Annotated in this window: 9 protein-coding genes; 6 read left to right on the top strand and 3 right to left on the bottom strand. The window is 54.0% G+C overall.

The features are described from left to right. The first annotated feature begins 198 nt into the window (after positions 1 to 198). From EKN38_RS03365 to EKN38_RS03350, 4 genes are all read left to right on the top strand, one after another. Entirely contained in the window at positions 199 to 825 is a 627-nt protein-coding gene (locus EKN38_RS03365) for a response regulator (RefSeq protein ID WP_014833363.1), read from the top strand. A 142-nt stretch (positions 826 to 967) separates the two neighbouring features. After that, on the top strand, positions 968 to 2,098 hold the full coding sequence (locus EKN38_RS03360) for a polysaccharide export protein (protein ID WP_043951808.1): 1,131 nt from the start codon (positions 968 to 970) through the stop codon (positions 2,096 to 2,098). A gap of 38 nt (positions 2,099 to 2,136) precedes the next feature. Continuing rightward, the gene (locus EKN38_RS03355) at positions 2,137 to 3,996 is read left to right on the top strand and encodes a polysaccharide biosynthesis tyrosine autokinase (RefSeq protein ID WP_014833365.1); all 1,860 of its coding nucleotides are present in this window, start codon (positions 2,137 to 2,139) and stop codon (positions 3,994 to 3,996) included. 120 nt (positions 3,997 to 4,116) lie between these two features. Next, positions 4,117 to 5,286, top strand: a complete 1,170-nt coding sequence (locus EKN38_RS03350) for a DNA repair ATPase (RefSeq protein ID WP_014833366.1) — start codon at positions 4,117 to 4,119, stop codon at positions 5,284 to 5,286. Here the strand turns inward: EKN38_RS03350 and EKN38_RS03345 are convergent, their stop codons facing one another. Next, positions 5,287 to 6,051 (bottom strand): siderophore-interacting protein, encoded by a 765-nt coding sequence (locus EKN38_RS03345; RefSeq protein WP_126521635.1) that lies wholly within the window; start codon positions 6,049 to 6,051, stop codon positions 5,287 to 5,289. It abuts the gene before it with no gap. A 146-nt stretch (positions 6,052 to 6,197) separates the two neighbouring features. Here EKN38_RS03345 and EKN38_RS03340 point away from each other — a divergent pair, with 146 nt between their 5' ends. Further along, a complete protein-coding gene (locus EKN38_RS03340) occupies positions 6,198 to 6,692 on the top strand; it encodes a PadR family transcriptional regulator (protein ID WP_014833368.1) in 495 nt (164 codons plus the stop codon). On the opposite strand, the gene EKN38_RS03335 is transcribed toward EKN38_RS03340, so the two are convergent. Further along, on the bottom strand, positions 6,689 to 8,248 hold the full coding sequence (locus EKN38_RS03335; protein WP_014833369.1) for a methyl-accepting chemotaxis protein: 1,560 nt from the start codon (positions 8,246 to 8,248) through the stop codon (positions 6,689 to 6,691). The two genes, EKN38_RS03340 and EKN38_RS03335, sit on opposite strands and share 4 nt — an antisense overlap. A gap of 336 nt (positions 8,249 to 8,584) precedes the next feature. After that, complete coding sequence (locus tag EKN38_RS03330; protein WP_014833370.1) at positions 8,585 to 10,105, bottom strand: PAS domain-containing methyl-accepting chemotaxis protein; 1,521 nt, start codon at positions 10,103 to 10,105, stop codon at positions 8,585 to 8,587. A gap of 434 nt (positions 10,106 to 10,539) precedes the next feature. Here EKN38_RS03330 and ygjG point away from each other — a divergent pair, with 434 nt between their 5' ends. Further along, complete coding sequence (gene ygjG, locus EKN38_RS03325) at positions 10,540 to 11,919, top strand: putrescine aminotransferase (protein ID WP_043951702.1); 1,380 nt, start codon at positions 10,540 to 10,542, stop codon at positions 11,917 to 11,919. The last annotated feature ends 24 nt before the right edge of the window (positions 11,920 to 11,943 follow it).

The following is an 11,943-nucleotide window of genomic DNA, read 5'->3' as shown; positions in this document are numbered from 1 at the left end:
TTGTAAATATGAGTAAATAAGAATCAGATTATTTCAAGACGGCTTCAGAATTTTTAACATCACGCCACCTGATGGATGACAAGCTCATTATCCATCCCCTACATAAAATACAGCCATGTCTTGTACCTGATTTACGTACGCCTGATTTATAAATAGATTTGGGAATAGTACGTACACAGCAAAGGGAGCAGGGTGGATATGAAAAATGTATTGATTGTGGATGATCACCCCGTTGTCCGGCTGGCGGTGAGAATATTGCTTGAGAAAGAGCGTATGACAGTGGTTGGTGAGACCGAAGATGGGCTGGAAGCAATACAACTGGTAAAACGATTATCACCGGATCTTGTTATCCTGGATATCGATATCCTTTCATTAAATGGCATTGATGTGACGCAGCGAATCCGCGCTAACGGTTTTCAGGGCGGCATTTTAATTCTGAGCAGTAAAAATAACGAGCATTATATTCGGCTCAGCATAAGTGCCGGCGCGGACGGGTTTATTAATAAACGAAAAAATCTTACCGAATTACACAACGCGATGCGCGCCATTCAGGGTGGATACGGTTATTTCCCCTTAAATTTCATGAGAATGGAATCCCCAGGGCAAACAACTAAGGAGGAAGGAAATACTATAACAGCGCTCTCCGCAAAAGAGTTGGACGTATTACGTTATCTGGCAAAAGGCATAAAGGTAGTCGATATCGCAAAGCTAATGAACGTAAGCGATAAAACTATCAGTACGTATAAACGCCGCCTGATGACAAAACTTAAATTACAAAACATGATGGACATATACGAGTTTAGTCGCAAAAACAATCTGGATTAATGGCGCTAAAACAGGTGTAGTCGATCCCTGTCGTCTGAATAGTCTTTCCCTGACATCAATTAAATCGAGGGCTTATTTTAACATCAAGGGTACCCGATCATACTGCTGTCATGAAAAATCGCAGTGCAGATAAATGATCATCATGGCGCCCTCTTTATTTCGAATTCCGTTAACAGCAATGCTGCTCACTACCCTGACCGGTTGCATGATTGCTACCGGACAAGGGATCGCTGTTCATCACACCGAAGAGAGTAGCGAAACGGAAAACCTAAATACACTCGTGAATGTTTACCCACTGACGCCCTCGCTGATTGAGCAATTGCGGCCGCCCCCGGTCTCCTCCCGGATGAATCCTCAACTGGATAAAGAGATCCAGGATTACGAATACCGAATCGGTATTGGCGACGTATTGACGGTTACGGTTTGGTCTCATCCTGAATTAACCACTCCTGCGGGGGAATACCGCAGTCCGAGTGACTCGGGCAACTGGGTGGGCACGGATGGTACCATTTTTTACCCTTACATAGGCCATCTGTCGGTAGCAGGCAAAACGCTGGCTCAGGTACGAACAGACATTACCACGCGCCTGGAAAAGGTCATTGAAAGCCCCCAGGTTGATGTGAATATTGCAGCCTTTCGCTCGCAAAAAGTGTATGTCACAGGGGAAGTCGGACATTCCGGCCAGCAGCCGGTAACAAATATTCCGTTGACGGTGATGGATGCCATTCACGCGGCCGGTGGGTTAACCGCAGACGCAGACTGGCGCAACGTAGTATTAACGCAAAACGGCAAAGAAAGTCGGCTCTCGCTATACGCCTTATTACAACGTGGCGATCTTACTCAAAATCACCTGCTTCATCCTGGCGATATTCTGTTTGTCCCCCGCAACGACTCTCTCAAAGTCTTCGTTATGGGAGAAGTCGGCAAGCAGAGCACACTGAAAATGGATCGCAGCGGCATGACGCTCACCGAAGCCATCGGAAACGCCGAAGGTCTTCGCCAGGATGTGGCGGACGCCAGCGGGATTTTCGTTATTCGCCCCCTTAAGCAGCGCATCAACGGGAAAATCGCCAGCGTATATCAACTCAACGCACGTGATGCGACGGCAATGATGTTGGGAACCGAATTCTGGCTGGAGCCCTACGACATTGTCTGGGTCACCACCGCGCCGCTGACCCGCTGGAACAGGGTGATTTCGCAACTGTTGCCAACCGTGGTCGGGGTGAGCGAACTCACGGAAGTCAGCCGTCATATCCGGACATGGTCACACTAAGGTCTCGCGTCGTTATCCTCTCAGGGAGTGTTTACTCTATGCCGATATCTCCTCCCGTTTCACCGCGGGAAAATGAAATTGATCTGCTTTATCTGGCGGGCATGCTGCTTGACAGGTGGAAAACGATCGCCACCGTGACGGTGTTATTTATGCTGCTTGCGCTGGCCTGGGCACTGTGCACAACGCCTGTCTGGCAAGCTGATGCGTTGATTCAGGTAGAGAAAAACCCGCATGCGTTTTTACCTGAAACTCTGCGCTCTGGCTTTTCGGAGCAAAGTGCCGATATCGCACCGGAAATACAGTTACTGCAATCCCGGATGGTGATGGGGAAAACCGTCAGAGACCTGAAGTTTTTGCAGTTACCAGAACAGGAAGCGATTCGGCAGTTGGCAAAAAGCCTCACGATCGCTGAAAAGGGCAAAGGCAGCGGCATGATTGGCCTCACAATGACGGGAAGTGACCCGGCACTGCTGGTAACGGTACTCAATACGCTTATCGACAATTACCAGCAGCAAAATATCGTCCGCCAGGCGGAACAAGAATCTCGTAGCCTGAACTTTTTAGAACTGCTTTTAACGCAGGTTCGTAGCAAGCTGAATGACGCGGAAGCAAAGCTGAATGCGTATCGCCAGCAACACGATTCCGTGGATCTCAATCTGGAAGCCAAAACGGCGCTGGAACAACTGGTTACTCTGGAAAACCAACTCAACACCCTGAATTCTCAGGAAGCCGAGGTCGCCCAGCTCTTTAAGCGGGAACATCCTGCTTATCAGACGCTTCAGAACAAGCGTAACGCATTGATAAAAGAGAAAGCACGTCTGAGTAAACGGGTCTCTGAGATGCCTTCCGTACAACAAGAGATCCTGCGTTTAAGTCGCGAAGTGGAGTCCGGTCGCACGGTGTATATGCAGCTATTGAGCCGACAACAGGAGTTGAGTATTAGCCACTCCGGGGTGCTGGGAAATGTGCGTATTATCGATAAAGCCGAGGTGTCACCGGATCCCATCAAACCCAAAAAAATGCTGATCGTGGTGCTTGGAACGATGATGGGATTTGTTCTTTCTGCAATGGGCGTGCTGGCCATGAATCTGCTGCGCCAGCGCATTGACTCTCCACGCCAGTTAGAAGAGCAGGGATTACCTGTGTACGCCATCGTACCGCGATCGGAGTGGCTGGTTCGCAAAATGCGTCGGTTAAAAACGCAAACAAAACCTTTCCTGGCAACCGATAACCCAAGCGACCTCTCCGTCGAGGCGATCCGAAACCTGCGCACCACCCTGCGTTTCGATATGGTGAAATCGGCCCAGGGGGGCGTATTGATGATTACCTGCGCCACGCCCAACAGCGGTAAAACGTTTATCAGCACCACGCTGGCGGCCGTCATGGCTCAGGTGGGGAAAAAAGTGTTGTTTATTGATGCTGATATGCGGCGCGGCGATGCGCATACCTTTTTGGGGTTCGACAGGGGTGAAGGTCTTACCGCGCTGTTATCCGGTAAACATCAGATGCATGAGGTGGTGCGTACTTTTCACGCCGGTGGGTTTGATGTCCTCACTCGTGGTGCATCCCAGTCAGATCCAACGGAACTATTAATGAGCGAGAGATTTAACCAGCTCATCGCCTGGGCCGAAGAACACTATGATGTGGTGATTATCGATACGCCCCCCGTTCTGGCCGTCAGCGATGCGGCGATTATTGGCCGCCTCAGCGATATGACGTTACTGGCAACACGGGCAGGGCTGAACAGTGTCAAAGAGACCCGGCTCAGCCTTGATCGTCTTGTCAGCGAAGGCGTGACCGTGCGAGGGATTGTCCTGAACGGGATGACCCGCCGTGTGGCCGGGTTTTACCGCGATGGTTATCGTTGTGAAGGGTATCGCTATAATGCAGTGGATTAAAACTGCAAAATCTAAAGAAATCCCCCATCGCGCCGATCATCATCCGTGTGTATTATTTCCTGTAGCGTTTCCAACAACTAACCTTAACTCAAATACTTAAGCGCCAAAGCGAAAGGCATCATGAGCACACCGATCAAACGGCTAGAAATCATTAAAAATGCCATTGAACTGGAAGATGACGACATCATTCAGAGCCAGCTGACCCGGCTGAAAAATGAAGCGTTTGACGATGAGCTACAGGCAATCGTCGTGGCGCTTGAGCAGAAAAATTACACCGCAGCCATCGCCGCGATTGCCGCCTGGCTGCAGAGCCAGCGTGCCGTTACCCCCTGGCGCGATCCGCAGGTCGCCGCGAGCAAACTGGAACTGAAAGCGCTGGAAGAGCGACTGCGCGATCTGATTGACCGCCGTAACGCGCGCGTACAGCAACTTGATGAGTTTAACGATCTCTATTTCTCCCGCCTGGGCCCGCTGATGCAGCAGATCCTCGCCCTGCGTAAAACGCTGGCCGAGCTGAACCTGCGCCGCCAGCAGGCTGAAGCGCGTCGTCGCGAGGAAGACTATCGCCGCTGTCAGCGCTACATGGCCCAGGCCGTGGAGGTGCTGGCAACACTCACCCAGCGCTGGCGCGATCTGCCTGCCGATTCCGTACAGGCAGCCGAGGCGCGTAAGCATCTGCAGCAGCAAAGTAACCTGATTGCCAACCTGCTGGCCGAGGCGCTGGAGCTGGAGAGCGGCTTAACGCGTGAGGAAGAGCCAGCGCGTCAGGCGCGTGACGAAGCCAACGAAGAGTACGAGAAATACCGCGAGCAGCATCAGGATGCCGAAGTGCGTCTGCGTAAAGGGAAGGATCTTTCACAAGAGGATCGGGACGAGCTGAAACGGCTCTGGCGGCAGGCAAGCAAGCTGTGTCACCCGGATCTGGTGGCGGACGATTTGAAAGAAGAAGCCAACGCGATGATGGTGCAGCTCAACCAGGCTAAACAGCGTGGCGACGTCAAAGCCATTCGTTCTCTGGTGGCGCGCCTGCAGCAGGGCTTCGAGCCGCTGATGGCCAGCGACAGGCTGAACGATCTGGAGCGCATCCGCAAAAAAATGGCCCAGGTTCGCGAGCAGATCGACACCTTAGTGAACGAGCTGGCGGAGCTGGAGAAAGAAGAATCCTGGCTGCTGGTGTCGTCGCTCAGCAATATGGAAGCGTACTTCGCGCAGCAGGAAAAGGCGCTGAACGAGGTCCGCGCCTCGCTCGAACATCAGGTGAGCGAAGCGCAGCTCGATTCGGCAGCGTAACTATTTCGCGTGCCAGTACGCGCTGGCACGCACCAGTTGCTGATCGATAGCCTCCGTCTCAAACAGTCGGCTCAGGTTTTTAACCACCTTCCCTTCCCCGGTCAGCCAGATAAAGTAATCTTCCGCCGGAACGTTCAGCGCCGCCAGATGCTCAGCCACTGCCTGCTCGTTGTGGCCTGTCACCCAGGTGATGTTGAACGCGCTCAGGTGCGCCAGATAGTCCTTGTACGATTCATCCCCGACGGTGACCACCGCGTGAATTTCCGGGGGGTTCGGCAAGCTGGCGATGCCTTCCAGGCGGCGACGCAGCGCCGGCATCCCGGACTCATCACATACGTACAGCTGCCAGGCGTAATCCTCCGGTACCACCAGCGAACCGCGCGGGCCACCAATCGTCAGCCTGTCACCCGCTTTCGCCTCTACTGCCCACTGACTGGCAACGCCACCGTCATGCACGAAGAAATCGAGCACCAGCTCGTGCTTCGCGGCGTCATACAGCGGCGTGTAGTCGCGGGTTTGCGGACGCACGCCGTCCCCCCAGTCAATGCCGTCGTCGGTGACCACTGGCGGTACAAATGTTGTTCCCGGAGCCGGGAAAAACACTTTGGTGTGGTCGTCGAAACCGCGGGAGCTAAAGCCCTCAAGCGCCTCGCCGCCTAAAACAATGCGCTGAAAACCAGCGCTTACACGCTCAACACGGAGCACGATCAGTTCACGAAAACGCAGCTCGTTACGCACGCGTTGTGGATAGCGGGTGGTTGCCATGTTCAGTCCCTTCTCAGGTGAATACGATATATCGAAATTAATTTTAAATGATAATGATTGCTAATCAGCAAGAATGCAAGATCTTTTAGATTGCATCTGAATATATCTTAGATATAGTTTAGATATATCATTTTGAGAGAGACACTATGCGACACGAACATGATGGCGGTGGACGTCGACCACGCTTTTTTGGTCACGGCGATCTGCGGCTGGTGATTCTGGATATTCTGACCCGCAACGCGAGCCACGGTTACGAGCTGATCAAAGAGATTGAGAACCTGACCCAGGGGAACTATACCCCGAGTCCTGGCGTGATTTACCCGACGCTGGATTATCTTCAGGATCAGGCCTTTATCACCATTACGGAAGAAGAGAATGGGCGTAAGCGTATTGCCATCAACGCGGCAGGACAGCAGTGGCTGGACGAAAACCAGGAACAGCTGGAGCAGATTCAGGCGCGGATCAAAGCACGCGCGGTCGGCTTCCAGCTACGCAAAAACCCGCAGATGAAGCGGGCCCTGGAAAACTTCAAAGCGGTGTTGGATTTGAAGGTGAATCAGGGAGCGCTCAGCGACGCGCAGCTTAAGCAGATCGTTGGCGTGATCGACCGCGCGGCGCTGGAGATCTCCCAGCTGGATTAAGCCGGTGCGTGCGCGCTCACGCGGAAGACGCGTACCAGCTCTTTCAGGTGCATCGCCTGCTCGTTGAGGGACGCCGCCGCGGCAACAGACTCCTCCACCAGCGCGGAGTTTTGCTGGGTGGTGGCATCAATCAGGCCAATCGCGCTGTTAATCTGCGAGATCCCCTCTGTCTGCTCGTGGCTCGCCTGGCGGATCTCACGCAGGATCACATCCATCTCTTCCACGTTGCCCACCATGCCGTTGATCAGCTCGCTCGCCTTCTCAACCAGGTTCATTCCGTCCTGCGTCTGGCTGGTGGAGCTTTCAATCAGCTCACGGATCTCACTGGCCGATGAAGCACTCTTCTGCGCGAGCTGGCGCACTTCACCAGCCACCACTGCAAAGCCACGACCGTGCTCGCCCGCCCGGGCCGCTTCCACCGCCGCGTTCAGCGCCAGAATATTGGTCTGGAAGGCAATGGCATCGATCAGGTCGATGATGTCGGACATCCGGTTTGAGGTCTCGTTAATCAGGCGCATTTTGCTGGTCACCTGCTTCATCATCTCACCGTTGTTTTTGACCACCTTCGCGGCATCCGCCGACAGGTTGGTCGCTTCTCCGGTATGCGAAGCGGTGTTTTTCACCGTCGCGGTAATCTGCTCCATCGAGGCCGCGGTCTGTTCCACAGAGCTGGCCTGCTCTTCCGTGCGCGCGGCCAGATCCTGGTTCCCGGCGACAATCTGCGCGGCGGCGCTGGAGATATTCTCCGAGCCGGTCTGCACCTGCTGCACAATGTCCAGCAGGCGCGTTTTCATCTCCATCAGGGCATGCAGCAACAGGCCGGTTTCGTCTTTACCGTGCGAGGTGATACTGCCGGTGAGATCGCCATCCGCAATCGCCGCCGCAAAGTCCACGGCCTGGCCCAGCGGACGGGTAATGGAACGCACGATAAACCAGCCAATCAGGCTGCCTGCCGCCACGCTGAAGAGGGTGATGAGGATCAGCAGCAGACGGTTGCTCCTGAAATCGCTCTCCACCTGCACGCCGGCGTTTTGCATCTCGGTGTTCTGAATCGCAATCAGCGCCTGCACTTTGGCTTTATAGGCCTGCTGCAGTTTTAGCGTGTTGGTCATCATCTCCTGAACGGCACCGGCGCGATCGTGGTTCTGCACCGCCTGCAAAATACGATACCGCGAGTCCAGATACTGCTGGCGCACGCCGCGTATCTCGGCGAGAACCTGCTGCGATTGTTGATCCTGCAGTGCCTTGTTCAGCTCGCCGAGGATCACCGTGATGTGCTCGCTAATCTCTTTGAGATGCTGCTGCGACTGCGCCGTGTACGTCCCCTGTTCATCCAGCAGCATGAGTTGCTGAGTGCTAATAAATTCCTGGAAGTTGTCGATTAACTGGTTCGCTTTTACCGTGGTCGGATAATCACTGGTAATGATGGATTGCATCCCGTTGTTTGCCCGGTTCAGACTCATTAAAGACAAACTCGCGCTCACCACCATCAGGACAATAAAGAATCCAAACGCCAGAAATAATTTCGTGCCGATTTTTACGTCATGTAAGAACATATTTACTCCATCGATGTGATTATTTCTCAGACGATCACCGTTATCGGTAACGAAACCGCTAACTTTATGACTTTGATCGTTTTTTTATTTCATAACCATCACAATGGATAGGCAGAGGCTATTAATATAGCCGTATCGATCGTTACTCAACCACCAGACGGGGCATTTCTGAAATAGCATCGGGTAAAAATGACTTAGGCAGGGATAAATAACTGAGGCACTTTCTTTAGTTATTTAATATAAAATTAACATTAAACCGCAGAAATAATCACAAATGAAGCGAAGGAAGCCGTTTAATCCTGACAGAATAAACGGCTTTTCTGGAACATTACAGACTCAATGGAGTACCGTCACCGCATCCTGAAGACGTCCGGCACGGTGTTTTACCATCGCGGAGATCTGCGCACTCTCCTCAACCAGATCCGCGTTTTTCTGCGTGATGCTGTCCAGTTCAGCCACCGCGCGGGTTAACTCCGAGAGCCCGGTAGCCTGTTCAGAGGTGGAATGGCTAATTTGCGCGATCAGCTGCGTGACGTTTTTCACCTGCTCAACGATATCATCCATGGTGCGCCCTGCGGCGTGTACCTGCTCAGATCCGGACTGTACCTTGCTGGCGCTGGCATCAATCAGCTTACGGATATCGTTGGCGGCGTTCGCGCTGCGGCTGGCAAGATGGCGAACTTCACCGGCCACCACCGCAAAGCCTTTGCCCTGCTCACCGGCTCGTGCCGCTTCTACTGCCGCATTCAGGGCCAGGATATTGGTCTGGAAGGCAATATCATTGATCAGGGTGGTAATGGAGCCGATACGCTGGGTACTGTCGGCGATATCATCCATGGTTTTCACCACCGTCTGCATCGCGTTGCCGCCTTTGGTTGCCGCACTGCTGGCGGCCACGGAGAGCTTGTCCACCTCGGTGGCCGTTTCAGAGTTACTCTGAACGGAGGCCGCCATCTGGTTCATCGTCGCCACGGTCTGCTGCACGTTTGCAACGGTCTGACGCGTGCGGTCGTTCAGATCCTCATTACCCTGCGCCAGCTTGTCGCTGCCGTCGCGCACGCTCACCACCTGACTTGAAACATCATGGATTAACCAGCGACACATCAGCCCTAACTGCCCCACCGCGCGCAGAGTGAGTCCCAGCTCGTCGCTGCGGTTGAGATGCTGCACGCTATTGCGCTCGCCGGTTGCCACCTTCAGCGCCTGACGCGCCACGTTCTCTATCGGGCGGACAATCTGCTGCTCAAACAACAACGTGCCGAGCAGCATCACGACAGCTGCCGCGACCAACGCCACCCAGCCTGCTGAGGTTGCCACCAGCGTGGCGGCGAGCGCGCCAAAAAGCACCGCCATCACGACGCGTACCCGCCAGCGCAGCGGCATCGCCGGTAGCTTTCCGAGCCAGCCCTGACGCACCACCAGCCCTTTATGGATCCGTTTATTACAGCGTCCGGCATTCAGGGCCTTATAGAGTGGCTCCACGGTGGCGATCTCTTCTGCCGTCGCTTTGGTGCGAATCGACATATAGCCAGTGACCTTCCCGTGGCGCACCATCGGCACCGCGTTGGCGCGCACCCAGTAATGATCGCCATTTTTACGGCGGTTTTTGACAATTCCGCTCCACGGCTCGCCCTGTTGCAGGGTGTACCACATATCGGCAAACGCGGCTTTCGGCATATCAGGGTGGCGCACCAGGTTATGCGGCTGACCCATCAGCTCATTAAGCTGATAGCCACTCACCTGAACAAAGGTGTCATTAGCATGAGTCAGATAGCTGTGGACGTCTGTGGTAGACATTAAGGTGGTGTCATCCTCCAGAAGATATTCATTCTGGGTGACATAGGTTGGAGAGGACATCGTGAGCATCCCTTGCAGGTTATTTGAATGTTAATTTTGTGGTTTATTGTTTTTTCGGCGGTAAACAATTTATCTTTAGTTGTTAAACTTGATGGAGATCGCAGATTTCACTTAAACCGCACTTTTTGTGAGATTTTATAATTGATTGATTTTAAATACTTTCGGAATGAAATTACCTGCAAAGGATGATCTGTTAACGCCCACTTAAGTCGCACCATCTGCACCCCCCTGGTGCAATTGACCCCATGCACGTCTTCTTGCGCCCGTTTTCCGTACCGCTAAATCCCGTTTGGAAAACATCGGCATGATTAAATATTGCGCAACATTATTTTAACCTGGCGTTTATCCCGATTTTCGTTAAGTCCGCTGAAGTGGCGTAATCCCTGCAATACTTAACGCAGTATCATGTGATACGCGATCCCCGGGAGCATATTTTGAACAGGTTACCTTCCAGCGCCTCGGCTCTTGCCTGTACCGCGCACGCACTGAATCTCATTGAGAAGCGAACGCTTGATCATGAGGAGATGAAACAACTTAACCGAGAGGTCATCGATTACTTTAAAGAGCACGTCAATCCAGGTTTTCTGGAGTATCGCAAATCTGTTACCGCCGGCGGGGATTACGGAGCCGTAGAGTGGCAAGCGGGAAGTCTGAATACGCTTGTCGACACCCAGGGACAGGAGTTTATTGATTGCCTGGGTGGTTTTGGCATTTTCAACGTGGGGCACCGTAATCCAGTAGTGGTTTCCGCCGTACAGAATCAACTCGCGAAACAACCTCTCCATAGCCAGGAACTGCTCGACCCGCTTCGCGCCATGCTCGCGAAAACGCTGGCAGCCTTAACGCCCGGCAAACTGAAGTACAGTTTCTTTTGCAACAGCGGCACGGAATCGGTCGAAGCGGCGCTTAAACTCGCCAAAGCGTACCAGTCGCCGCGCGGGAAATTCACCTTTGTCGCCACCAGCGGCGCGTTCCACGGTAAATCCCTGGGCGCCCTGTCAGCGACCGCCAAATCCACCTTCCGTAAACCGTTTATGCCGCTGCTGCCGGGCTTCCGCCACGTGCCGTTCGGCGACATTAACGCCATGCGCACCGTGCTCAGCGAATGCCGTAAAACCGGCGATGACGTAGCCGCGGTGATCCTGGAGCCTATTCAGGGTGAAGGCGGCGTGATCCTGCCTCCGCAGGGCTATCTGCCTGCCGTGCGTCAGTTGTGCGACGAGTTTGGCGCATTGCTGATCCTCGACGAAGTGCAGACCGGCATGGGGCGTACCGGCAAGATGTTCGCCTGCGAGCACGAGAACGTTCAGCCGGACATTCTGTGTCTGGCGAAAGCGCTCGGCGGCGGCGTGATGCCGATTGGTGCGACGGTCGCCACCGAAGAGGTCTTCTCGGTGCTGTTCGACAACCCGTTCCTGCATACCACCACCTTTGGCGGTAACCCGCTGGCCTGTGCGGCCGCGCTGGCCACCATCAACGTGCTGCTGGAGCAAAACCTGCCTGCGCAGGCGGAGCAGAAAGGCGACATGCTGCTGGACGGTTTCCGTCAGCTGGGACGTGAATACCCGGATCTGATCCAAGAGGCACGAGGCAAAGGGATGCTGATGGCCATTGAGTTTGTTGACAACGAAATCGGCTACAGCTTCGCGAGCGAGATGTTCCGCCAGCGGGTGCTGGTGGCTGGCACGCTCAACAACGCCAAAACCATCCGCATTGAGCCACCGCTGACGCTGACGATTGAGCAGTGTGAGCAGGTGCTGAAGGCGGCGAGTAAAGCGCTGGCGGCACTGCGCGTGAGTGTGGAAGAAGCGTAAAAAACGCCGGGTGGCGCAGCGCCA

Origin of the sequence: Enterobacter sp. WCHEn045836 (assembly GCF_003965585.1) — a bacterium.
In the GTDB taxonomy this organism is placed as follows: domain Bacteria; phylum Pseudomonadota; class Gammaproteobacteria; order Enterobacterales; family Enterobacteriaceae; genus Enterobacter; species Enterobacter dissolvens.
The sequence above is the reverse complement of the archived record's forward strand: the minus strand, read 5'-3'. Positions and strand labels throughout refer to the sequence as shown.

Bases quoted from the DNA above. Each gene is read 5' to 3' on its own strand.
- EKN38_RS03335 (WP_014833369.1), bottom strand. From the start codon at position 8,248: ATGTTCTTACATGACGTAAAAATCGGCACGAAATTATTTCTGGCGTTT.
- EKN38_RS03340 (WP_014833368.1), top strand. From the start codon at position 6,198: ATGCGACACGAACATGATGGCGGTGGACGTCGACCACGCTTTTTTGGT.
- EKN38_RS03345 (WP_126521635.1), bottom strand. From the start codon at position 6,051: ATGGCAACCACCCGCTATCCACAACGCGTGCGTAACGAGCTGCGTTTT.
- EKN38_RS03355 (WP_014833365.1), top strand. From the start codon at position 2,137: ATGCCGATATCTCCTCCCGTTTCACCGCGGGAAAATGAAATTGATCTG.
- EKN38_RS03350 (WP_014833366.1), top strand. From the start codon at position 4,117: ATGAGCACACCGATCAAACGGCTAGAAATCATTAAAAATGCCATTGAA.
- EKN38_RS03365 (WP_014833363.1), top strand. From the start codon at position 199: ATGAAAAATGTATTGATTGTGGATGATCACCCCGTTGTCCGGCTGGCG.
- EKN38_RS03360 (WP_043951808.1), top strand. From the start codon at position 968: ATGGCGCCCTCTTTATTTCGAATTCCGTTAACAGCAATGCTGCTCACT.
- EKN38_RS03330 (WP_014833370.1), bottom strand. From the start codon at position 10,105: ATGTCCTCTCCAACCTATGTCACCCAGAATGAATATCTTCTGGAGGAT.